The sequence below is a fragment of the Robertmurraya korlensis genome (assembly GCF_023715225.1).
Lineage (GTDB): Bacteria > Bacillota > Bacilli > Bacillales > Cytobacillaceae > Robertmurraya_A.
In genome coordinates this window covers 34,537-58,776 of record NZ_JAMBNS010000020.1, presented here as the reverse complement: position 1 = coordinate 58,776, position 24,240 = coordinate 34,537, and the positions used below count along the sequence as shown (strand labels likewise).

Here is a 24,240-nt window from a genome sequence, read left to right as displayed (position 1 = left end):
TCACGCAGGAGATCGCCGGTTCGATCCCGGTCGGGACCGCCATATTGTGGCTCAGTAGCTCAGTCGGTAGAGCAAAGGACTGAAAATCCTTGTGTCGGCGGTTCGATTCCGTCCTGAGCCACCATTATTCATGAACAATCTCGTTGTATCTGAATATATTAAATTCATATGGAGGGGTAGCGAAGTGGCTAAACGCGGCGGACTGTAAATCCGCTCCCTTGGGTTCGGCGGTTCGAATCCGTCCCCCTCCACCATTTTAGGGGTATAGTTTAAAGGTAGAACGAAGGTCTCCAAAACCTTTGGTGTGGGTTCGATTCCTACTACCCCTGCCAACTTTTAATTATGGCGGTTGTGGCGAAGTGGTTAACGCATCGGATTGTGGTTCCGACATTCGTGGGTTCGATTCCCATCAGTCGCCCCATAATATATAAAATTCTTCATTGGGCTATAGCCAAGCGGTAAGGCAACGGACTTTGACTCCGTCATGCGTTGGTTCGAATCCAGCTAGCCCAGCCATTTGCGGAAGTAGTTCAGTGGTAGAATACAACCTTGCCAAGGTTGGGGTCGCGGGTTCGAATCCCGTCTTCCGCTCCAAGTTTTGGCGGCATAGCCAAGTGGTAAGGCAGAGGTCTGCAAAACCTTTACCACCGGTTCGAATCCGGTTGCCGCCTCCAATTTTACAACTATGAATACAATATAATTAGCTAAGATACGCCGGGGTGGCGGAACTGGCAGACGCACAGGACTTAAAATCCTGCGGTAGGTGACTACCGTACCGGTTCGATTCCGGTCCTCGGCACCAAGGATTTTTACGAATGTAAAAGATCCAAAGCTTTTTGCGCTAGCAAAATAGCTGAGCTTACAATTGAATTATGCCGGTGTGGCGGAATTGGCAGACGCGCACGACTCAAAATCGTGTTCCTCTGGAGTGTCGGTTCGACCCCGACCACCGGTATCAAAAGTTCGGTAATATCTAAACTTCAACATTAATGTTGAAGTTTTTTTTGCTTAAAATGACAAAATACACAAAAATCGTGTGCATTGGGTAATTAAATATAAAGTCTACTATTTGTGGGTTGGATAGAAAAGGTTGAGAATCACTTTCTCATTGTGTTGCAACCATAGCCCTTATGCAATGTAACTGCTACTACGATCCATTATTTGGACTCTTTTTCCAGACTTCTCAGTATGATGTTACTGGAATTTTCCACTTTCCTCATTAACTCTCACTTTCCCCCTCTTAAAATCTTTCTTTTAGTATGTTATTAGATTCACATATGCCCAAGCACTATTAAATAGAACTGCATAAAATTAAACAAAAGGTTTTCATCTGAAAAAATAACTTATTTTTTAGAAGTTTTGTTTAATAGGCTAGCATTTAATTTGATAAAGATTATTAAATGAACTAGATAGTTAAGCATTTGCGGTAACAACGGTTAAATCACTATTATTCATAAATGGGATAAAAATTGAGTTATTTACATGCAAGTCCGGAATGGGATGTAATCCTTTTGTAATGTTAATATTAAAATAGGAAAGAGGGGACTTTCTTGAAAAAAGCCGTTATTACTGGTGCTGCAGGATTCTTAGGATCCCATTTAGTAAAAAGGCTGTTAGATAAAAACTATAAAGTTATTGGGATTGACAATTTCTCTAGCGGAAAGGGAGAAAATCTTGTTGAACTTCTAAATCATCAAAATTTTACATTTATAGAACAGGATATAACGTCGGCGACTGTTTTAAATTTAGACGATTTAAATGGCGTCAATGAGATCTTCCACTTAGCATCACCTGCATCTCCAAAATTTTACCAGAAAGATCCATTAGGTACTATCTATGTAAATACGATTGGAACAGAGAATATGCTTAAAGTAGCAAAACAGAATAAAGCAAAATTTTTATTTGCAAGTACGAGTGAAGTATACGGTGATCCAATAGAACATCCACAAAGTGAACACTATCGAGGAAATGTAAACACTTGGGGACCAAGAGCTTGCTATGATGAATCAAAACGGTTAGGCGAGACTTATTGCTATGAATATTATCACCAGTATGGTGTGCAGGTAAAAATAGTACGAATTTTTAATACGTATTCTGCTTCCTTAAGAAATGATGATGGTCGAGTAATTTCTAATTTTGTTACTCAAGCTTTACTTGGAAAGGATATAACCATTTATGGAGATGGTCTGCAGTCACGTTCATTTTGTTATGTCGATGATACGATTGATGGGTTTTTGAAAATGATGGAGAGTAAAGATGCAACGGGGGAAATTGTTAATATTGGTAATACAAATGAAATTACAATCCTCGAATTAGCAAAACTTGTTAAACGCTTGACTGGTTCAAAAAGTACAATAGTTTTTCATCCGTTACCCATAGATGATCCTAGAGAACGACGACCGGTGATTGAGAAGGCTAAACGATTACTTGGTTGGGAGCCTAAAGTTGATATAGAGGAAGGCCTATTACGTACAATAAATTCGTATAGAAAACTATTAAAGTTATAAAATGGGTGGGATTCATAGGTAAGAAGGTTGTATATATTGGTTCTAGTGATGTTGGAAGTGACAGCTGTAGCCTTTGCAACTATCAAATATCAGACAACTGTTGTAGATATTGATCAGGACAATTTCTCAAATTAATCAAGGAGAGAGTCCAATTTATGAACCAGGATTAACTGAACTAATTTAAAATGACAACATCAAAAGGAATGCTACATGCAGATATATCCCTTTGATTCTGTCAGTCAAGCTGATGTCGTTTTTATAACAGTTGGCACACCGTCAAAACTGGACAGACCTGTTGATTTAACAAATGTAAAATCGGTTGCACAAAAAATTGGTGAGCAATTAAATCCAGAGAGTTTTACGTTAATTGTTATTAAGTCGACGGTGCCAGTAGGGACATGTGAATTTGTGTCGGAAATTCTTTGAAATAACGTCAGAACTTACAGCTGACGATCATTTTTCAGTGGTCAGTAATCTGGAGTTCCTTCGAGAAGGTTATGCGGTGGAGGATGTGTTTTTCCCGATAGAATCGTAATTGGGACACTTCATGAACAAGCACGTACTTTAATGCGTAAATTGTACAAACCGTTATTATCACTTTTTCCTTTCGAAAATGTAGACAAGCGGGCAACTGTGGCCGACTTTGAAACAGAACCGAAAAGTGCTGAATGGATTAAATACGCCTCTAATGCATTTTTAGCTGTGAAAATTAGTTATATAAATGAAATAGCTAAGTTTTGTGAATTAATTGGGGCAAATGCACTTGAAGAGGCGAAAGGGATGGGCCACGGGCAGATGCAGTTATCCTTCTAACACACTGGCCACAAAATGAAACATTAGACTGGGGAAAAATATTCTCAGCCATGCGTCGTCCATATATATTTGATACACATAACTTCTTAGCTAGAGAAACGATAGAAAAAATTGGATTCTCTTACGATGGGCTAGGAATTTAGGTGTTTTTAACTATTATTGAACAGGTTCTAAATCTAGTGGTACAAGTTCCAACATATATTTATCTTCTTATAGTGATTGGATCAATTGTTTCTATAAATAACTAAATTAAATAATGTAGATATATTAATAAACTTTTACCTTTCCTCCCTTTCTTCTAATGCAAATGCATTTTAATTTCACTTTGACTGCATTTCTTCTCGATACGCTATACTGGACAAAAAATTTAATAATATGTGTTTATTGGAGCAAATGCCGTGTTAGTTAGCTCAGTTCTAAGGGGGAAAAAAGAAAAAAAAAACGATCTGACACCTTTCAAAAAATGTCTTAAGAAGCAATCAGTTCTGATTTTTGAACTGATTGCTAATTAAGAAATTTCATAGGACTGAAGTATAATAACTCTAAAGAATTTCATGATGAAGATTAGTAGAGACAAGCCCCCTCACGATAGCCTTCAAATATATCTTTAATCATTCACCCATTTACCCTACATAGTCTTGCTATTCTAGGCGAAATGCCTCTTTCTAGCATATTGTGTGTTTGTCCTATACATTTTTCTAATTGGTACATACTATAGTTTTGAGGTCCTGTTAATTAATTGGAAATTAAAAAGAGGTGTAATAATGCGGATTCTTTATTTGGACAGCAGTGAGATCTGGAGTAACAATTTAGCTAGAGGGTTTCAAGCAAATGGTCATGACGTTCTTATTTCCGGACCTATTAATGAAGAAAATTTATTAAACATGATTGAAAGTTTTAATCCTGATTTTGCTATCACAGTCGGTTGGGGAGCAGAACATACTATAGAAAAGCAAGAAATAATTAGGAAATCAATGGAAACTCGCAAAATCCCATTAGTCTATTGGGCTGTGGAAGACCCGGCTTATACAAATAACTGGTCTATTCCATTAGTAAGTAAGATAAAACCTGACCTGGTTTTTACTATTTGTCCCAATACAGTACACACCTATCGCCGTTTAGGTTTCCCAGCATATCATTTAGATTTTGGCTATGAAGAAACGGTACATCAACCAACTACTAGCTGTTCCGAATATGAAGTAGATATTGCAATTGTTGCAAATGCTTATCCGGATAAATTGAGTGAGTACCCTAATCATTATCGTCATAGAAGTTTAGATATCTTAATTCGGCCACTTCTTAATGAGCATATTAGGATTGATTTTTGGGGGGATGAATGGAATCGAATGAATGATTACTTTGGTCTGGAAATACCAAAAGAATGGATTCATGGTTTTATAAATTATAAAGATGCTAATAAAGTATATTCTTCCTCGAAAATTATCCTGGGATTACAAAATTATCCTGACTTACTAACTCAACGAACCTATGAAATATTAGGATCTAAAGGTTTTCTCCTTACACTAGATACTCCTGGAGTTAGAGAAAACTTTAAGCCTGGAAAAGATTTAGTTATTTCTTCCTCTCCACAAGAAACAATTCAAAGAATTAAATATTACCTAAACCATCCTGATGAGAGGTTAGAAATTCAGAGACAAGGTAGTAAAGCTGTCCAAGCTCATACTTATAAATCTAGAGCAAACCAGATTATTGAACGATTAATTAAGAATGGCATTATAAAAAGTAGATTAAGTAATACTGTAGGATTAGGAAATTTAATTCATTACGGAGAAAACCACAACAAAACCTATCAGGTTCAAAAGGGCGATACCTTATATAAAATCTCTAAAACTTTTAATGTTTCTATTGAAGATTTAAAAGCTTTTAATGGGCTAACATCTGACTTAATTTTTGTAGATCAAATATTAAAATTAAGTAAGGATATTAATTGAAGATTATTAAAATTGGTCCTAAAAATTTTTAAGGGTTAAAAAAAGGATTTATGCGCTGAAGACTCAGCAAATATAGTTGAAATTCTACTCTTATATCTCATAGTTACGTACATCATTAAGTTGATTCACGTACCTTATAAAGAATCTAAAATATTGAGGTGCATTTTATGAAAGTTCTTTTCTTCGATAGTAATTATGTATTGATTCATTTGCTCCCCAATGGTTTCAAAAGTGCCGGTCATGAAGTTGAGCTAGTAGGGAACCTTGATGAAAAGAAAATAGTTGATGCAATAGAAAATTTTAAACCCGATTTAATCATAACTCAAGGGTGGGGAGCGGAAACAGAGGGGGATAATCCTGATTTAATTCATAAACATGTTAAGATGAGGGGAATCCCGCATGTCTACTGGTCAGTTGAAGACCCCAGGTATACAGAAACTTTTGCTTATCCATGCATTAAAAGGTTAAATCCAGATTTCGTTTTTACTATCTGTAAGGAAAAAGTTCAATTTTACCGTGAAAATGGATTTCCATGTGAATACCTTCAATTTGGATATGAGCAAAATATTCATTTTCCAGGAAAGGAAATGGAAGAATTTAGACATGATGTAGTATTAGTTGCCAATTCATATGTTTGGGATTTTAACAATAATGATTACAAAGAACGCTTAAAATATCTTGAAGATTTGGTATTTGGACTCATTGAAGAAGGGATACGAATTGACTTTTTCGGACGTGGGTGGGAAAAAATGGGGAACTATTTAGGGAAGAATATCCCATCAGATTGGTTAAGGGGGCCAATATCGTATATTGATACTGGTAATTTATATAGATCTGCAAAAATTGTATTGGGGTTACAAAGTTTTAATCATCAACTTACTCACCGAACTTATGAGATTTTAGGTTCAAAGGGATTTTTAATAACGAATGATACGGAGGAGATTAGGAGATTATTTGTACCCGGACATGATTTAGTCGTTACCAATTCGCCTGAAGAAACGATAAAATTAGTAAAGTATTTTTTAAAGACCCCTGAACAACGAGAGGTTATTAGTGCACAAGGTTATGAAACTGTCAAACACAATACTTATCATAGTAGGGCAGAAGAAATTGTGCGAGTTTTAAAGAAAAACAATGTGATCTGAAAAGAAAGTTATGAAATGAATAACAAAAAATAGTAGTGAGAACTGCTATCTAAGAAGCAAACTTTTTTATAATTCCCCCCACCAATTAATCAGAAGGTAGGACTATTGATCATCAATTTAGAGTGGAGGTTTTACTAAAATATGCATAATGAAGAAAAAGTACCCAAAGAATATGTTTCATCTTTTTTTGAATGGTTTGAATCCCAAGAAGGCCTTGGTTCCTTGGATCAATATTGTAAAAAAGTATATGATGCTATACCAAACCCTGCACTATTTGACAATAATCCTTCTGATTACTGTTTAGATTGGCAATCCCCTGCTTATGTATTTACATTTCCTAATGGGTATGTTTTTGGAGAAAATGGAGTAATTATTACACCTGATAATAAATTGGTGTGGGATCTCTCAACTGAATTTATTTCTTCTCCTGCTGATCATTCACTCTTTAAACGTAACCATCTTCCAAAAGTCGAAAGTTCTTCCAAAACTATAGGAGTAATCGCAACTTTAGGAGGCCATAACTACTACCATTGGATGTTTGATATTTTACCACGCTTTGACTTACTAACGAAAAGTAGAATCCCGATAGATTACTATATATTAAATAAGTGTAACTTTTCTTATCAAAGAGAAACCTTGGATTTATTAAGGATTCCAAAGGAAAAAATTATTCAAAGTAGTAATGATATGTTTATTCAATCTAAACAACTTGTCGTTCCATCCCGTACTGGATATACGGCAAAATGGGCTTCTGACTTTTTAAGGGAAAAATTCTTACCTTTTGCAAATGATATGACAACATCATTTAGCGAAAGGATCTACATTACTAGAGAAGATGCAGAAGGTAGAAGAGTACTGAATGAGGAGGAGGTTGTTAATTTTTTAAACGAACATGGATTTACTAAAGTATCTCTACAAAACCTGTCAGTTGTAGAACAGATTAATTTATTTTCTAAAGCTAAATTTATTGTTGCACCTCATGGTGCAGGTTTAACTAATCTGACCTTTTGCAACCCAGGTACTAAAGTAATTGAGTTTTTTTCTCCAAATTACTTAGAAACCTGTTACTGGCATCTCAGTTCATTTCTTGATTTAAATTATCGCCACATAATAGGAGAGGGGATCCATTATGACCAATACCCCAATGATTCTACTTATTGGAGTGGTTTTGACAATATTAAGATAGACATTGAGCAGTTGAAAAAAGCAGTAAATGATTTAGAGTTAGAATAGAGGATAGTTGTTCTCCTATTTCCTTACTTCCATTGTTGTCTTAGACCCTGTACCTTATAAAGATGTTTTTGAACTACAAAAAGAATTGTAAAATGAGCTCTTACCAGATGGTAAGAGCTCATTTTATGTATGAGAGGTTTCATCAATAGGAAAGGAAAGGGTAATTCTTGTGCCTTTCATCGGCTTGCTTTCCACATGCACAGAGCCTCTCATGCTTTCGACAATACGAAAAACGACCATCATTCCTAAACCAGTCCCCTTGTTGCCTTTTAATGAAAAGAACGGTTCCCCTAATCTTGCGACTTGTTCTGCTGTCATACCATTTCCAGTGTCTGTAATACTTAGATGCACACCATTCTCATCCTCTTTTGTGAACAAAAATAATATACCGCCAGACTTCATCGCATCGATACCATTTTTCGAGATATTCAGCAGTATTTGCTGGAATTTATGTGGATCACCAGTGATCGAGTGGTTATGTAAAAATGCTGTTTCAATTGTTATTCCTTGTTTGTTGGCAAGCGGACGAATGATTTCAACACACTTTTGAATTTCATGCTCCAAGTCGAGTGGCAATTCCACTTCAGGATGTGGTCTAGCAAAAGTTAGATATTCATTAATAATTTCAGATGCACGGTCTGCTTCCGCAATCGCAAGAGAAGTGTAGGTTTTACAATCCTTAGGTGTATCGGCATGTTCATGGACCAATTGTAAAAATCCTCTCACAACCGTTAATGGATTTCGTACTTCATGACTGATACTAGCAGCTAAATGGCTGACAGTTTCCATTTTTTCAAACTTAATCGATTCCATTTGCAAAAGATGAAAGGTTCGAAGTACTTCACACAAGTAACAAACAAAAAATGTAGAAGCTGTTAGGACCATTACATAAATGAAATAAGAAAAGGTCTGATCAAAATCAAATAAAATCGATGGAATTAAGAACCCTATCACTGAATATAAAAAGGATAGAAATGTAAAAAGAAATAGTCGGTTATAAAGAGGCTTTTTTAATAAATTAGGATACAAATAAATCATAACAGCTGTGTATATGACTGCGAGTATAATGGTCACCCAAATACCGTTTCCACCGAAGGGGAGTCGGATGAGGATCATGACGCTAGCCAAACCCAATATGACAGGTCTGCCACCATAAATACATCCAAGTAGAAAAGGGATGAAGCGCAAGTCATAAACAAAGCCTTCATCAACTCTAACAGACAATAGAATACAAACAATCATTAAGAGGGATGATAAAAGGAAAAGGTGCAGCTTACCAAATCGATACGTATATATATTGTGTTTGGCTAGGATTAATAAGTTGAGTAGCAAAATGGATAGAAGAATAAACAATAAATTAATCAATAATCCTTGAAAAAGCTCACTCATCCCTATGCACCTCTAGCTCAATATATTCTATATCTTATTTTATGAGAATGTACATTTATTAACAAGAACAATAGGAAAAAATAACCTTTGCTCTTACAAGAAAAAAATTCGACAAAATACTTGATTTTTTTTAGGAATCTTTGTATTATATAAAAGTACCAAATATGAATCACATATTGCGGGTGTAGTTTAATGGTAAAACCTCAGCCTTCCAAGCTGATGTCGTGAGTTCGATTCTCATCACCCGCTCCATACATATAAGCAACGCAGTATGCCGTTTATAAAAACGATGTACTGCGTTTTTTAATTCCCCCGTATTAAAGAAAACGGGGGAATTTTAATAATAATCTATTTTTGATTTAATATGCTTTCCTCTAAAACCTCATATTTATCTCCGTAAACTTTTGTAATATGAGATTCTCCCCATGCACATAGCAAATCCAAAATTGATTGTAGACTTTTTCCATACTCACTGAGATCATATTCGACTTTAGGAGGAACTTGATTGTAACTAATTCGGTTGATGACTCCATCCTCCTCTAACTCACGTAATTGCTGTGTTAACATTTTTTGAGTAATATTTGGCATTAATCGCTTCAGTTCATTTGTTCGCTTTTTCCCATGTGTAAGGTGGCATAAAATGACGCATTTCCATTTTCCTCCAATCACCTCTAACGTGGCTTCAACACCTATGTTGTACTTCTTTTTCTCCATTTTTGTTCTCCTTTCTATAGGCACTAAAAAGTACCTACCTTACTAAAAGGTATCTATATTACTTAAAAGTGCGTTCTTTCCTAATTGAACTCTATGAATCATAATAACATTTGTTGATGAAATACACCAAGGAATCATATCAACGAAAATATAGGAGGAAAGTAAATGAATATAGATCAAAAGAGAAGTACATTCGCTTTATTAGCATTAGCAATTAGTGCTTTTGCGATTGGGACAACTGAATTTATTAGTGTGGGGTTGCTTCCTCTCATTGCAAAGGATTTACAAATATCTGTTACAATGGCTGGCCTAACGGTCTCTTTATATGCACTAGGAGTCACGGTAGGTGCCCCAGTATTAACTTCGATTACTTCGAGTATGTCGAAAAAGAAGCTACTGTTTTGGATTATGCTCATTTTTATAATCGGCAATAGTCTAGCAGCTTCAGCAACATCAATAGGTGTTTTACTTGCAGCAAGAGTATTATCAGCATTTTCTCATGGTGTATTTATGTCAATTGGCTCTACAATTGCAGCGAGCTTAGTTCCTGAAAACCGTAGAGCTAGTGCTATTTCTATTATGTTTACAGGGCTAACGGTTGCAACAATTACCGGAGTTCCTATCGGTACCTTTATTGGTCAACAGGTCGGTTGGAGAACAGCATTTGTTGCTATTGTTATTGTCGGAATAATAGCGTTGATTGCAAATAGCATCCTCGTTCCGGCCGAATTACCCAAAGGGAACAAAACAACATTCCGTGATCAGTTAAACTTAGTCAGAAATGGACGTTTGTTACTAATGTTCATTATTACGGCATTAGGATATGGAGGGACATTTGTAGTATTTACGTATTTAACACCATTGCTTCAAAGTATCACAGGTATTAAAGAGGAATTAGTTGCTGTCGTTTTACTCGTATATGGCATTGCCATTGCGCTTGGAAATGTTATTGGTGGTCGACTAGCAAATCATAAGCCTCTCAAGTCTTTATTTTATATGTTTCTCATTCAGGCAGTGATTCTCCTCATATTAAGCTTTACTGCTCCGTTCAAAGTCGTTGGAATACTAACAATTTTATTGATGGGGCTCTTTGCCTTTATGAACGTTCCTGGTCTTCAAGTATATGTCGTTATGCTTGCAGAACGCTTCGTTCCAGGAGCAGTAGATGTGGCATCAGCGATAAACATTGCGGCTTTTAATGCAGGGATAGCTGTTGGTTCTTATGTTGGCGGAATCATAACCGATCAGATGGGGTTGATTCATACGGCATGGTTTGGTTCGTTAATGGTATTTGGTGCTGTAATTTTAACAGGCGTAAGCCTAACTCTTGAAAAAAAAGATATAATGGAGGGCTAATAAATGACAAATAAACATTTACAAGAAACGACTACTTTAAATAATGGGGTAAACATGCCTTGGTTTGGACTTGGTGTGTTTAAAGTAGAAGAGGGGCCAGAGTTGGTTCATGCAATAAAAACAGCTATATGTCATGGATATAGAAGCATTGATACAGCTTCAATTTATGGAAATGAAGCAGGTGTTGGGGAAGGGATCCGAGAAGGAATGAAAGAAGCAGGAATTACTAGAGAGGATTTATTTATTACCTCAAAAGTATGGAATGCAGATTTAGGCTATGATTCTACTATTTCGGCGTATGAAGAAAGTTTAAAGAAACTAGGTTTAGAATACTTGGATTTATACTTGATTCATTGGCCAGTCGAAGGAAAATATAAAGAGGCTTGGAGGGCACTTGAAACCATTTATAATGAAGGAAAAGTAAAAGCAATTGGAGTAAGTAATTTTCAAATTCATCATTTAGAAGAGTTAATGAAAGATGCTAGCGTTATTCCTGCGATTAATCAAGTCGAATACCACCCTCGATTAACGCAAGTGGAGCTTAAAGAATTTTGCCAAAAGCATCATATTCAACTTGAAGCATGGTCTCCATTGATGCAAGGAGAGTTGCTAAACCACCCTGTTCTACAGGAAATTGCACAAACGTATGGAAAGAGTGTTGCTCAAGTTATTTTAAAGTGGGACCTTCAAAACGGTGTTGTGACGATTCCAAAATCAACAAAAGAGCATCGAATCATTGAAAATGCATCACTATTTGATTTTGTTCTTTCAGAAGAAGATATGAAGCGGATCAATGAATTAAATCAAAATAAAAGAGTGGGTCCAGACCCTGATAATTTTGATTTTTAAAAGACAACTCCCCTGCTAATCACAGGGGAGTTAAATTACCTTACTCACCAATCACTTGACATTCCCCAACCCCACCATGAATTTGTGTAAACATGTTCATAACGGATTCTGTCAAAAGTTCTCCTTCTTCAATTGTTAATGACGGACGTAAATAAATCAGGTGTATCGCATCTCTTGTTGCTTCCGTTACAGCCGATCTTACTGAATCAACATAAGGACTGCCAAACCCGCCTTTTTCATCGGAGGAAATAATTAACTGATGAAGGGAATTGCTACGTCCATTAAGTCCCTCGTATTCTTCATCTTCCGTTCCGATGCTAATTATTATGTCCCCATTAAGATGACTAAGGTCATAGATACCTAAAGGAATCTCATACTTCAATGAGAGAAAGTTATTTAAATCTGTGGCACTGTTAATACTTTGTATGTAATTTTGTTTTTTGACACGTCTGTATAAAGCTTCAGCTGAATGACGATAACGATTAGGATCCTTACCGGTTTTCTTGAAAATAGATCTCCATTCACTAATCCCCTTAAGATCAGATAGTTGCTTCTCTTCTAAATCGAAGTATAATGATTCTTGAAAAAGCTGTAGTCTACCTCTAAGCATTTGTGGGGAAGATCCAACCTCAATGTCTTTATATATGATGATGCCCATTTTAAAACCTGGGACTAGTGACAGAAGCTCAGGAGAAATCGTTATTTCCAAACATTCCACCTCCAAAAAGTATTTAAAATAGTTTATCATAGAATGCAGTGAATTCGTATTTGTAAGTATGGAACGAGGTGAAGGACATTTGAATTATCATCAATTAAAAATAGATATTATTGAATATAGCAAAACGATCGGAATCGATAAAATTGGATTTACATCTGCATCGACGTTCTCTGAGTTACGAAACCGTCTTGTAAGGCAACAAAAGTTAGAGTATCAGTCGGGTTTTGAAGAGCCAGATATTAATAAAAGAGTCGAGCCATCTTTACTTTTACCTGAGGCAGCTTCCATTATCTCCATTGCACTTGCCTATCCATCTAAAATGAAGACAAGAGTGGAAAGCAAAAAAGGAGAGAGAAGAGGCATCTTCTGTCGAGCTTCTTGGGGAACAGATTATCATACCGTCCTTCGTGATCGGTTAAAAAAACTCGAGGACTATATCCAATCGAGAGTCTCAGGCGCCCTTGTAAAATCAATGGTGGATACAGGAGAGCTTGCAGATAGAGCCGTAGCAGAACGAGCAGGGATTGGCTGGAGTGGGAAGAATTGTGCCATTATTACTCCAGAGTTTGGTTCCTACGTATATTTAGGGGAAATGATTACGAATCTCCCGTTTGAACCAGATCAGCCGATTGAAAATGGGTGTGGAGAATGCAATAAATGTGTAGATGCTTGTCCAACAGGAGCACTTGTCCAAGGTGGGCAACTAAATTCGCACAAATGTATTGCCTTTTTAACACAAACGAAAGGCTTCTTACCAGATGAATTTAGAGGAAAGATTGGAAATAGATTGTACGGTTGTGACACATGTCAAACGGTTTGTCCTGAAAATAAAGGGAAGGATTTTCATCTTCATGAAGAAATGGAACCTGATCCAGAGATTGCAAAACCCCTTTTACGTCCTTTACTCTTCATGAGTAATCGCGAGTTCAAAGAAAAATATGGACATGTATCGGGGTCTTGGCGTGGGAAAAAGCCAATTCAGAGAAATGCTATTATCGCGTTGGCTCATTATAAAGATGAGACTGCTGTTGAGGATTTAATCCAAGTCATGAAAAAGGATCCAAGACCCGTGTTAAGAGGGACGGCTGCATGGGCACTAGGAAAAATCGGTGGAACAACGGCAGTGGATGCACTAGTCACGGCAAAGCAAAAAGAAGAGGACCAAGAGGTTCTGGAAGAAATAAATAAAGGATTATCATTCATTCAGTGAGAGTACTTCGTTACTCTCATTTTTTTTTCACCTTCTTCATATGTTGTACTTGAAGGGAGTGAAAAAGGTGAGAAAACAGCTTCAAGTATCACTCGAGAAAAGGGTCAAGCAATGTGTTACCAAAACACGAAATAGTAACGAGGAATGCGAGAAAATAAACAGGAAGAAACAGGGGCTAGCAGAGAGAGAAGGAGAAATTGTTAAAGCCAAAGCTAGCGGAAAAATACAGAGCATAGAGCAGGTAGCAGACATCGCTCACGTTTATTACCAGGTTCACTTTCAGTACTTGATTAACCATAAAGGAACATTATATATAGAGGAAGAAATAGAGGAAAGAAAAGCTGAATTTTATAAAGGCACATTGGTTGATGATGAGGAACTCTTCCCTGATTTAACTGTAGAAAAAGCAGAAGCAAGTATTAATGATGTATTTGATGAACGACTGAGTTTTGAATACGATCGTTTAAATGCTGTGAAATATGCGGAAACATGGTGGAACAGTTATAATCCGCGCTTTAGTAAGTTTACGAACGACTGTACAAATTATATATCCCAATGTCTTCGCGCGGGAGGGGCACCGATGACGGGGTATCCTAACCGATCAAAGGGCTGGTGGATGCAAAACAATAGTTGGACGTATACCTGGACAGTTGCCCACTCCTTCCGGTGGTATTTGCCGAATGCTAGGATAGGTTTGCGGGCAGTTGAAGTGAATCGACCAGAAGAATTGAAGTTAGGTGATATTATTTGCTATGACTTCGAGGGAGATGGAAGATTTAATCATACGACCATTGTAACTGCAAAGGATGCAGATGGTATGCCGCTTGTCAACGCACATACAACGAATAGTAGAAAACGTTATTGGGCGTATACAGATTCAACGGCATACACACCAAATATCAAATATATCTTTTTACAAATTGTTGACGATGTATGAGCTTTGGCTCCGAGTAAAGAGTAATGGTATAATATCCTCTGACAGTTAACTATAGAGGTGACACCATGCCAAACCATATCGTACTTTTTCAACCACAAATCCCTTCTAATACAGGGAACATCGCACGTACATGTGCAGCAACAGATACAACACTTCATTTGATTCGACCGCTTGGTTTTTCAACAGACGATAAGCAATTAAAGCGTGCAGGATTAGATTATTGGGATGCAGTAACAATCCATTACTATGATTCATTAGATGAATTTTATGAAAAGAATGCAGGTGGGGAGTTTTTCTACTTAACGAAGTTTGGAAAGAAAAACTTTACTTCGTTTGATTACAGCGATTCACAAAAAGAATATTATTTTATCTTTGGTCGTGAAACAACTGGATTGCCACAAGAGGTAAGAGAGAAAAACTTGGACCGTGCATTACGAATTCCTATGAATGATGAGCATGTACGTTCATTAAATTTATCAAACACGGCAGCAATTTTAGTGTATGAGGCATTAAGACAGCAAAACTATTTACACCTAACATAAAAGGGACCGTTCTATTATAGAACGGCCTTTTTAAAAGGAGGAAAACTAGTGAATACAGTCATAGAAACGATATTAAATCATCGGTCAATCAGGAGCTTTGAGGACAAGCTATTAACTCGTGAGCAGATTGAGATCATCGTTGAAAGTGCTCAAGCAGCATCTACTTCTAGTTACATACAGGCATACAGTATCATTGGTGTAAGCGATCGTGAGAAAAAGCAAAAGTTAGCAGAGCTTGCAGGAAATCAAACCTATGTGGAGGAAAATGGGCATTTCTTCGTTTTCTGTGCGGACTTATACCGTCATGAATACATTGGGAAAATGGAAGGCAAGGATGTGATTTCTTCCATAGAAAGCACGGAAAAATTTATGGTAGCTCTAATTGATGCTTCATTAGCTGCTCAAAATGCAAGTTTAGCAGCAGAATCTTTAGGGCTAGGGATTTGTTATATTGGTGGCATAAGAAATAATCTAGAAGAAGTAGGAAAATTATTGAATATACCACAGCGGGTGATTCCCCTATTTGGTTTAGCAATTGGTTATCCTAAAAAAGTAACAGATAAAAAGCCAAGGTTGCCACTTTCACATGTGTATCATGAAGAGCAATATAATATGGATCATTATGAACAGGAACTTACAAGCTATAATAACGTAATATCTAGCTACTATAAGGAAAGAACGGGTGGAAAGCGTACTGACACGTGGACTGAGCAAATGGCCAATATGCTTGAGAAGAAATCAAGGATGTATATGAAGAATTATGTAGAAGCACAAAAATTTAATAAACAATAAGAAAAAAAGCTGCCAAGGCAGCTTTTTTTACTTATTTACACCTGGCTTATCATCGTATCCTGCAGTGAAAATCGCAGATAGAAATGCAACCATAACACCTAAAATAAGAAGCAATCCCATGTATGTAGCCTCCTCTGTAAAAGATTACGTTTACATATAGGCTTATTATAGCCTATTTCAAACATAGTGTGAATAATGGAAGAGATATTTTTTAGCCAAGTTCTTAAAGAGTTTCTAAAAAAGGACAACATTACTCTTCCTCATTAGGCATGTTCGTTTGTACGGGTGCATAGATTATATTAATCGTCTCTGATCATTCAAACAGGGGAGGTCCATATGGATATCTTAAAAAAGATCGAAATGTTTAGACAAGAAGAGGAAAAGTTAAAATGGGAAGGTACATTTGCAGAGTATTTAGAAATTGTGAAGGAAAGTCCATGGGTAGCACAGTCGGCACATTCTCGCGTTTATAATATGATCAAAGATGCTGGAATTGAAAAAGACGGGACGAGTAAAAAGTATGAATTTTTCAGTAACCAGTTATTTGGTTTAGAGGAGTCGTTAGAGAGATTAGTTGAGGAATATTTTCACCCGTCTGCCAAACGTTTAGATGTTAGAAAGAGAATACTTTTGCTTATGGGACCAGTTAGTGGAGGGAAATCGACTTTAGTTACCATGCTAAAGCGTGGATTAGAGGCTTATTCGCATTCAGAACGAGGCGCTGTTTTTGCGATTAAAGGCTGTCCGATGCACGAAGACCCATTACATCTCATTCCGCACCATTTAAGAAAAGATTTTTACGATGAGTATGGTATTCGAATTGAAGGGAATTTGTCTCCTTTAAATACGATGAGAGTCGAACAGGAGTATGGTGGAAGAATTGAGGATGTCATTGTCGAGCGTGTTTTCTTCTCTGAAGATAAGCGTGTGGGGATTGGAACCTTCAGTCCATCCGATCCAAAATCACAGGACATTGCTGATTTAACCGGTAGTATCGACTTTTCAACCATTGCTGAATACGGATCAGAATCCGATCCTAGAGCTTATCGATTCGATGGAGAATTAAATAAAGCTAATCGGGGAATGATGGAGTTCCAGGAGATGTTAAAATGTGATGAGAAGTTCTTATGGCACTTACTTTCTCTGACACAAGAAGGGAATTTCAAAGCCGGTCGCTTTGCTCTCATCTCGGCAGATGAGTTAATTGTGGCTCATACGAATGAAACGGAGTATCGCTCGTTTATTTCGAATAAGAAAAACGAAGCTTTACACTCACGTATTATCGTTATGCCTGTTCCTTATAACTTAAAAGTAAGTCAGGAAGAGAAAATTTACGCGAAAATGATTGGTGAGAGTGATGTGTCAAATGTCCACATTGCCCCACATACCTTACGAGTTGCTGCGATGTTCACCATCCTAACTCGATTAAAGGAACCGAAAAAAGGTGACATTGACTTAGTAAAGAAAATGCGACTTTACGATGGAGAGAATGTCGAAGGCTTCTCAAGCGCTGATGTTGATGAATTGAAGAAGGAATATGCAGATGAAGGAATGAGTGGAATTGACCCACGTTACGTGATCAATCGAATTTCTTCTACAATAATAAGAAAAGAAATGTCGTCTATTAATGCACTGGATGTTCTTCGTTCTTTAAAAGAGGGCTTAGATCAACATGCATCCATAACGCCAGAGCTAAAAGAGAAGTATTTAAATTATATTTCACTTGCACGTAAGGAGTATGACGACATTGCGAAAAAAGAAGTTCAAAAAGCATTTGTATACTCGTATGAAGAGTCTGCAAAAACGCTAATGGACAATTACTTGGATAATGTAGAGGCATATTGCAATAAAGCGAAGCTTCGCGATCCACTAACTGGTGAAGAAATCAATCCAGATGAGAAGCTTATGCGCTCAATTGAAGAGCAAATAGGTATTTCTGAAAATGCGAAAAAAGCATTCCGCGAAGAAATTTTAATTCGGATTTCTGCCTATGCAAGAAAAGGCAAACGATTTGACTACAATTCTCACGACCGTCTACGTGAAGCCATTCAGAAGAAGTTGTTTGCAGACTTAAAGGATGTTGTAAAAATTACAACCTCAACAAAGACACCAGATGAGCAGCAACTGAAAAAGGTTAATGAAGTTGTAGCAAGATTAATTGACGAGCACGGCTATAATTCTACCTCAGCAAACGAACTACTTCGTTATGTTGGTAGCTTGTTGAACCGTTAATAAAGGAGGGCTGGCTAAAGTGCCAGTCCTTTTTTATGTTTACCGCTTGTCCATCTCGGGTAAAGAGTAGCGAGGTGATAATCATGAAAACAAATCAAAATGCCAAAAATGATGTTGCACAAAACAGTTCCATGGCTGAGGATATGAAGGAAATGAAGAACCTTGGAAAAGAAGTAGAACAAATGAAAACAAATGAAGAGCTTAAAAAGGATAATCAAATTCCAGATCCACAGCAGGAAACAAAATCAGACCAAACGAAAGAAACAAAAGAAAAAATCGAACAAGTAAAAAGTAAGCATCGTTTATTAGATGCAAAATTTTAGAGCATGCGGCTGATTCTAAAGGGTTCCGTTTTGAAGTGCTTTTCTAAATATACGTGCCGAAATGACAGTCGTAATGGAATCGTTATTGGTATATTAAAAAGTAAAAGTCGCCACGAGTTTCTTTATTAGGAATCGAGTAACCAGCACAAGTAAAATAAGCGGAGGTTTTCCGGTTAAATGCAGAATGGAGCTCGTTTCGGGGTAAATAAGGGTAAGTTTTCCGCTTATGCAAAGCAAAATCTCCCCTTTTCGAAGTTTTCGAGCAAATAGGCGGAATTTCTCCGCCTATTTAAGCTTTTTTTAATATGGATTTCTAATTAAACGGAATTTCTCCGTCTATTTATCAGCTCGGGTACTTAACTGTTCTTCCAACCGATAGGTGTGAACCCTAAAGGCAGATTCGCATACTTTTTTTACAAATTGTACATTGACTACTTTATTTTTATTTATAAAATTAAATTTTAAAATTGAGCTAGTTATAAGACTAGCTCTTTTTCTTTTCCCATTAAAGACAAAACATATTTTCTTTCCCGAAATAATATTTATAGTAGTAAGTTTTACATTGGGTAGGTAGGGGAGCTCTCATATTATTCGTCAGATCATCTTACTGTGAATTTTTAGGATGATGATTGCCTCTAAGGTACTTGAATAGCAATAAATAGGCTTGTCCAACACTATGGGCAAATGTCTCATTGTCAAAATTATTTGTAAATTATTACGTCCTTCTGCATATGATAGAGTAATCAACGTTTCCCACTCAATTTTACACTCGGGATATTGTATGAGCGTTTTGTGAAAATGGTGACAAAAAAATTAGGAGGGTTAAAACTATGGCAGATGTAAATAACCATCAATTTGTGATTTCGCAAGAAGACTGGTCCCTCCACCGAAAAGGCTATGACGACCAACAGAGGCATCAGGAGAAGGTTCAGGAAGCGATCCGTAACAATTTACCAGACCTAGTATCAGAAGAAAATATTGTTATGTCGAATGGTCGAGAAGTGGTGAAAATCCCGATCCGCTCACTGGATGAATACAAAATTCGTTATAATTATGATAAAAACAAACATGTGGGCCAGGGAGATGGAGAAAGCCAAGTTGGTGATGTTGTAGCTAGAGATGGATCCGCGAATCAAAAGGGACCTGGAAAAGGGCAAGGAGCAGGAGATCAGGCGGGAGAAGACTATTTTGAAGCAGAAGTGTCTTTAATGGACATTGAGGAAGCACTGTTCAAAGAGTTGGAACTGCCTAATTTAAAAAAGAAGGAAAAGTCCGAGAACGTTGTAGAGGATATTGAGTTTAATGATATCCGTAAAACAGGTTTGATGGGGAACATTGATAAGAAAAGAACGATGATGACCGCTTATAAGCGAAATGCAATGACAGGCAAGGCCAGCTTTCATCCTATTTATAGAGAAGATTTGAAATTTAAAACCTGGAATGAGATTATTAAGCCTGACTCCAAGGCAGTTGTGTTAGCAATGATGGATACAAGTGGTTCCATGGGCCTATGGGAAAAATATATGGCTCGAAGCTTTTTCTTCTGGATGACAAGATTTTTACGTACAAAGTACGAAACCGTAGAGATCGAGTTTATTGCTCATCATACTGAAGCAAAGGTAGTTTCTGAAGAGGACTTCTTTTCGAAAGGAGAAAGTGGAGGAACGATTTGTTCATCTGCTTACCGTAAATCATTAGAACTGATTGAAACAAAATACGATCCTGCAAAATTTAATATCTATCCATTCCATTTCTCTGATGGAGATAACTTAACCTCTGATAACGCACGTTGTGTGAAGTTAGTAGAGGAATTAATGAAAGTATCCAATATGTTTGGATACGGAGAAGTAAATCAATATAACCGCCACTCGACCCTAATGTCCGCGTATAAAAACATCAAACATGAAGACTTCAGATACTATATCCTCAAACAGAAATCCGATGTATTCCATGCGATGAAAAGCTTCTTCAAGAAAGAAGAAAATAAACAATTTGCATAAAACCAGCCATATGGCTGGTTTTTATTTTGCAAACAAATGCAATATATGGGTATAGAATAAGCTATTTCCATTTGAACAAAATATCAAAGGAGATTGTTCATTAGATATTATTTTAGATAGAAAGAAGGGATCCTTATTAAGTACGAACAATTAGCCAAAGACATAATTGAAAATGTTGGTGGAAAAGAAAACGTTAATAGTGTAGTGCATTGTATTACACGATTGCGCTTTAAGCTAAAAGACGAGGGAAAAGCAAATACCGATGCGTTAAAGAATATGGAAGGCGTCATTACCGTGATGAAAAGCGGTGGGCAATATCAAGTCGTTATTGGAAACCATGTACCAGATGTATATAAAACGGTTGTTGAATTAGGAGGTTTCCAAAGTCAATCCCCTGTAGAAGAAGATGGGGGAGGTGAAAAGGGTGGGTTACTTGCTCGCTTCATTGACATAATTGCAAGCATCTTCACACCAATCCTTGGCGTGTTAGCTGCAACTGGGATGATCAAAGGATTTAATGCTCTTTTTGTTACTTTTGGATGGATTGATGCTACTTCAGGTACATATCAAATATTAAATGCAATAGGAGATTCCTTGTTTTATTTCTTCCCTATCTTTTTAGGATATACGGCAATGAAGAAGTTTGGTGGTAGCACATTTATTGGGATGGCTATTGGTGCCTCATTAGTTTATCCAACTTTAACTACTCTTACAGGGGGAGAGCCATTATTTACTTTATTTACAGGATCCATGTTTCAGTCCCCTGTTTTTATTACCTTCCTAGGTGTTCCTGTTATCTTAATGAGTTATGCTTCCTCTGTTATTCCCATTATATTAGCTGCATGGTTTGGAGCAATGGTCGAGAAATGGTTAAGAAAGATTATTCCTGATGTGGTAAAAGCATTTTTAGTTCCATTTTTTACACTACTAATAGTTGTTCCAATTACATTTATCGTCATTGGACCAATTGCTACGTGGGCAGGAAGCTTATTAGGACAGGCCACTTTATTTATCTACAACTTAAGTCCAATGCTTGCTGGTATTTTTGTAGGTGGTTTATGGCAAGTATTTGTTATTTTTGGACTTCACTGGGGACTTGTTCCTATCGCCATTAACAATCTGAGCACACTCGGTTCAGACCCAGTACTAGCAACTACCTTTGCCGCTTCCTTTGCCCAAATTGGAGCAGTTTTAGGTGTATGGTTAAAAACCAAACAGCAAAAGTTAAAATCTTTAAGTATACCCGCATTTATTTCAGGTATTTTCGGTGTAACTGAACCAGCTATATATGGTATCACCTTGCCTTTGAAGAAACCTTTCATTATTAGCTGTATCGCAGCAGCCGTAGGTGGAGGAATTATAGGAGCAACCGGTGTTAAGCTTTATATGATTGGTGGTTTGGGTATCTTTGGAATTCCCTCTCACATTAATCCTGAAGGGGGAGCCACACTAGCGATTTGGGATTAATTATTTCGATTGTAGTTGCTTTTGTGCTTGGTTTTATCTTGACTTATTTATTTGGCTTAGGAAAAGGGCAAGATTCAGCGGTTGAAAACAATGCTGCTAATCAGAAAAAAGATAGTCAAACAGTAGCAGCCCAAACTAAACAAGTGACTATTTTCAGTCCACTTAATGGAGAAGTTGTGCCTCTTTCTAACATAAAAGATGCAGCCTTTGCTTCGGGTGCACTTGGGGATGGTGTAGCAATAGAACCGTCAGAAGGAAAGTTATTTGCCCCGGTTACTGGAAAGGTAACAGCTTTATTCCCTTCTAATCATGCTATTGGTTTTACAACAGATGAAGGGGTAGAATTATTAATTCATATTGGCATGGATACCGTTGAACTTGGTGGGAAATATTTCACTTCACATGTAAAAATGGATTCACAAGTTGAAAAAGGTCAACTACTTATTGAGTTTGATATACAAAAAATTAGGCAAGAGGGTTTAGTTTTGACTACTCCTGTAGTAGTGACAAATCATGCCGAGTACACGTTAGCAAAAACCAGTCAAACACAAATCAAATCAGGGGATCAATTAATCGAACTAAACCGTAAGTGATGTGAAAATTAATTATTTGAGGTGAATGGATTGAATTTAAAGAAAACAAAGTTTCCAGATGGATTTTTATGGGGTGGCGCTGTTGCTGCAAACCAACTTGAAGGTGCTTACCAAGCGGATGGAAAGGGTTTATCTACAGCTGATGTCTCTCCAAAAGGGATAATGTTTCCACCTGATTTTTCCATGAAGGAATTTAATCTTTATCATGAGGGAATAGATTTTTATCACAAGTACAAGGAGGATATAGCTTTATTTGCAGAAATGGGCTTTAAAGCGTTCCGTTTTTCTATTGCATGGACGCGCATCTTTCCGAATGGGGACGAAACAGAGCCAAATGAAAAAGGGCTTCAATTTTATGATCAGATGATCAATGAATTGTTAAAGTATAATATTGAACCCGTGCTAACAATATCACATTATGAAATGCCTCTTAGCCTTGTGAAAAATTACGGTGGCTGGAAAAATAGAAAATTAATCAGTTTTTATGAGAATTTTGCACGAACCTTATTTACCCGATTTAAAGGTAGAGTAAGGTATTACATGACTTTTAATGAAATCAATGTTCTATTTCATGCCCCTTTCACCGGTGGAGGATTATTATTTGAAAATGGTGAGAGAAATGAGCAGGATCTTTATCAAGCTGCACATCACCAATTTGTGGCAAGTGCATTAGCTGTGAAAATTGGTCACGAAATTGATCCGACTGCTCAAATTGGCTGTATGATCGCTTCTATGCTTACGTACCCTTATAGTTCAAAGCCAGAGGATATGTTTGCTGCTTTATCTCAGGATAGAAAAACATTGGTTTTCTCTGACGTACAATCAAGAGGGTATTACCCTACCTATATGATGAATGATCTAGAGGATAAGGGGATTACTATTCATATGGAGCAAGGTGACCTTGAACTCCTCCAGGAGAATACGGTAGATTATATTGGTTTCAGCTATTACATGTCTTTTGTCGCAAGTACCGCTCCTGAACATCAAAATGAAAAAACAGCAGGTAACTTAATGGCAGGCGTGAAAAATCCTTATTTACAATCTTCCGAGTGGGGATGGCAAATTGATCCTGTAGGACTTCGAACCGTTTGTAACCAATTATATGATCGCTATCAAAAGCCTCTGTTTATTGTTGAGAATGGTCTCGGTGCGGTCGACAAGCTTGAAGAGGATGGGACGGTTAACGATGATTATCGAATTGACTATCTGAAGGCCCATATTCAAGAAATGAAAAAAGCAATTGGTGATGGCGTCGAAATTATGGGTTATACCTCTTGGGGGCCAATTGATTTAGTGAGTGCATCAACAGCAGAGCTGAAAAAACGTTACGGATTTATATATGTGGACCGAGACAGCGAAGGAAAAGGCTCAAACAAACGATATAAAAAGAAAAGCTTTGATTGGTATAAAAAAGTCATTACTAGTAATGGAGAAGACTTATAGTCGAATAACAAAGGAAAGCTCTTAG

At 37.0% G+C, this 24,240-nt stretch carries 20 protein-coding genes, 10 tRNA genes and 1 pseudogene; 28 read left to right on the top strand and 3 right to left on the bottom strand.

Annotated elements, in window-relative coordinates; genetic code table 11:
• Positions 1-48: 48 nt before the first annotated feature.
• The 16 genes from M3175_RS23320 (at position 49) to M3175_RS23250 (ending at position 7,650) form a co-directional block, all read left to right on the top strand.
• A tRNA-Phe gene (locus M3175_RS23320) sits at positions 49-124 on the top strand.
• A 46-nt stretch (positions 125-170) separates the two neighbouring features.
• Positions 171-254: transfer RNA gene (locus M3175_RS23315), tRNA-Tyr, on the top strand.
• A gap of 4 nt (positions 255-258) precedes the next feature.
• A tRNA-Trp gene (locus tag M3175_RS23310) sits at positions 259-332 on the top strand.
• 13 nt (positions 333-345) lie between these two features.
• Positions 346-421 (top strand) — tRNA-His (locus M3175_RS23305).
• 20 nt (positions 422-441) lie between these two features.
• Positions 442-516: transfer RNA gene (locus tag M3175_RS23300), tRNA-Gln, on the top strand.
• A 3-nt stretch (positions 517-519) separates the two neighbouring features.
• Positions 520-594 (top strand) — tRNA-Gly (locus tag M3175_RS23295).
• A gap of 6 nt (positions 595-600) precedes the next feature.
• Positions 601-674: transfer RNA gene (locus tag M3175_RS23290), tRNA-Cys, on the top strand.
• A gap of 39 nt (positions 675-713) precedes the next feature.
• A tRNA-Leu gene (locus M3175_RS23285) sits at positions 714-802 on the top strand.
• Between the two features lie 72 nt (positions 803-874).
• Positions 875-955, top strand: a tRNA-Leu gene (locus tag M3175_RS23280).
• A 595-nt stretch (positions 956-1,550) separates the two neighbouring features.
• Positions 1,551-2,507, top strand: coding sequence for a UDP-glucuronic acid decarboxylase family protein (locus M3175_RS23275; RefSeq protein WP_251524136.1), 957 nt, complete (start codon positions 1,551-1,553; stop codon positions 2,505-2,507).
• A gap of 210 nt (positions 2,508-2,717) precedes the next feature.
• Positions 2,718-2,933, top strand: a complete 216-nt coding sequence (locus M3175_RS23270; protein WP_251524133.1) for a hypothetical protein — start codon at positions 2,718-2,720, stop codon at positions 2,931-2,933.
• 141 nt (positions 2,934-3,074) lie between these two features.
• Complete coding sequence (locus M3175_RS23265; RefSeq protein ID WP_251524129.1) at positions 3,075-3,320, top strand: hypothetical protein; 246 nt, start codon at positions 3,075-3,077, stop codon at positions 3,318-3,320.
• Positions 3,311-3,463 carry a hypothetical protein gene (locus M3175_RS25215; protein WP_371321721.1) on the top strand — a complete coding sequence of 51 codons (153 nt, stop codon included), beginning with the start codon at positions 3,311-3,313 and terminating at the stop codon, positions 3,461-3,463. The genes M3175_RS23265 and M3175_RS25215 overlap by 10 nt, the downstream gene beginning before the upstream one ends.
• A 621-nt stretch (positions 3,464-4,084) precedes the next feature.
• Complete coding sequence (locus M3175_RS23260) at positions 4,085-5,272, top strand: DUF3880 domain-containing protein (protein ID WP_251524126.1); 1,188 nt, start codon at positions 4,085-4,087, stop codon at positions 5,270-5,272.
• A 167-nt stretch (positions 5,273-5,439) separates the two neighbouring features.
• Complete coding sequence (locus M3175_RS23255; RefSeq protein ID WP_251524106.1) at positions 5,440-6,417, top strand: CgeB family protein; 978 nt, start codon at positions 5,440-5,442, stop codon at positions 6,415-6,417.
• A 141-nt stretch (positions 6,418-6,558) separates the two neighbouring features.
• Positions 6,559-7,650, top strand: coding sequence for a glycosyltransferase family 61 protein (locus M3175_RS23250; protein ID WP_251524103.1), 1,092 nt, complete (start codon positions 6,559-6,561; stop codon positions 7,648-7,650).
• Between the two features lie 123 nt (positions 7,651-7,773).
• Here the strand turns inward: M3175_RS23250 and M3175_RS23245 are convergent, their stop codons facing one another.
• Positions 7,774-9,039, bottom strand: coding sequence for an ATP-binding protein (locus M3175_RS23245; RefSeq protein ID WP_251524100.1), 1,266 nt, complete (start codon positions 9,037-9,039; stop codon positions 7,774-7,776).
• Positions 9,040-9,217: 178 nt separating this feature from the next.
• Between M3175_RS23245 and M3175_RS23240 the strand changes: the two genes are divergently transcribed.
• Positions 9,218-9,291, top strand: a tRNA-Gly gene (locus M3175_RS23240).
• 96 nt (positions 9,292-9,387) lie between these two features.
• Here the strand turns inward: M3175_RS23240 and M3175_RS23235 are convergent.
• Entirely contained in the window at positions 9,388-9,753 is a 366-nt protein-coding gene (locus M3175_RS23235; RefSeq protein ID WP_251524097.1) for a winged helix-turn-helix transcriptional regulator, read from the bottom strand.
• Positions 9,754-9,918: 165 nt separating this feature from the next.
• On the opposite strand from M3175_RS23235, the gene M3175_RS23230 reads away from it, so the two are divergent.
• Both M3175_RS23230 and M3175_RS23225 read left to right on the top strand, forming a co-directional pair.
• On the top strand, positions 9,919-11,109 hold the full coding sequence (locus M3175_RS23230) for an MFS transporter (RefSeq protein WP_251524094.1): 1,191 nt from the start codon (positions 9,919-9,921) through the stop codon (positions 11,107-11,109).
• A gap of 3 nt (positions 11,110-11,112) precedes the next feature.
• Positions 11,113-11,958, top strand: coding sequence for an aldo/keto reductase (locus tag M3175_RS23225; protein ID WP_251524091.1), 846 nt, complete (start codon positions 11,113-11,115; stop codon positions 11,956-11,958).
• Positions 11,959-11,998: 40 nt separating this feature from the next.
• Here the strand turns inward: M3175_RS23225 and M3175_RS23220 are convergent, their stop codons facing one another.
• On the bottom strand, positions 11,999-12,667 hold the full coding sequence (locus M3175_RS23220; protein WP_251524088.1) for a B3/B4 domain-containing protein: 669 nt from the start codon (positions 12,665-12,667) through the stop codon (positions 11,999-12,001).
• A gap of 88 nt (positions 12,668-12,755) precedes the next feature.
• Here M3175_RS23220 and queG point away from each other — a divergent pair, with 88 nt between their 5' ends.
• From queG to bglH, 9 genes and pseudogenes are all read left to right on the top strand, one after another.
• On the top strand, positions 12,756-13,886 hold the full coding sequence (gene queG / locus M3175_RS23215; RefSeq protein ID WP_251524085.1) for a tRNA epoxyqueuosine(34) reductase QueG: 1,131 nt from the start codon (positions 12,756-12,758) through the stop codon (positions 13,884-13,886).
• A gap of 67 nt (positions 13,887-13,953) precedes the next feature.
• Positions 13,954-14,823: an amidase domain-containing protein gene (locus tag M3175_RS23210; RefSeq protein WP_251524082.1), complete on the top strand. Its 870-nt coding sequence runs from the start codon at positions 13,954-13,956 to the stop codon at positions 14,821-14,823.
• A 65-nt stretch (positions 14,824-14,888) separates the two neighbouring features.
• On the top strand, positions 14,889-15,365 hold the full coding sequence (trmL, locus tag M3175_RS23205) for a tRNA (uridine(34)/cytosine(34)/5-carboxymethylaminomethyluridine(34)-2'-O)-methyltransferase TrmL (protein ID WP_251524079.1): 477 nt from the start codon (positions 14,889-14,891) through the stop codon (positions 15,363-15,365).
• Between the two features lie 48 nt (positions 15,366-15,413).
• Positions 15,414-16,157, top strand: coding sequence for an oxygen-insensitive NADPH nitroreductase (gene nfsA, locus M3175_RS23200; RefSeq protein WP_251524076.1), 744 nt, complete (start codon positions 15,414-15,416; stop codon positions 16,155-16,157).
• Positions 16,158-16,493: 336 nt separating this feature from the next.
• The gene (locus M3175_RS23195) at positions 16,494-18,389 is read left to right on the top strand and encodes a PrkA family serine protein kinase (protein WP_251524074.1); all 1,896 of its coding nucleotides are present in this window, start codon (positions 16,494-16,496) and stop codon (positions 18,387-18,389) included.
• A gap of 83 nt (positions 18,390-18,472) precedes the next feature.
• Positions 18,473-18,712, top strand: a complete 240-nt coding sequence (locus tag M3175_RS23190; protein ID WP_251524071.1) for a hypothetical protein — start codon at positions 18,473-18,475, stop codon at positions 18,710-18,712.
• Between the two features lie 830 nt (positions 18,713-19,542).
• Positions 19,543-20,712, top strand: coding sequence for a sporulation protein YhbH (yhbH, locus tag M3175_RS23185; RefSeq protein WP_251524068.1), 1,170 nt, complete (start codon positions 19,543-19,545; stop codon positions 20,710-20,712).
• A 135-nt stretch (positions 20,713-20,847) separates the two neighbouring features.
• Positions 20,848-22,772: pseudogene (locus M3175_RS23180) on the top strand (beta-glucoside-specific PTS transporter subunit IIABC).
• Between the two features lie 30 nt (positions 22,773-22,802).
• Positions 22,803-24,215, top strand: coding sequence for an aryl-phospho-beta-d-glucosidase (gene bglH, locus M3175_RS23175; RefSeq protein ID WP_251524065.1), 1,413 nt, complete (start codon positions 22,803-22,805; stop codon positions 24,213-24,215).
• The last annotated feature ends 25 nt before the right edge of the window (positions 24,216-24,240 follow it).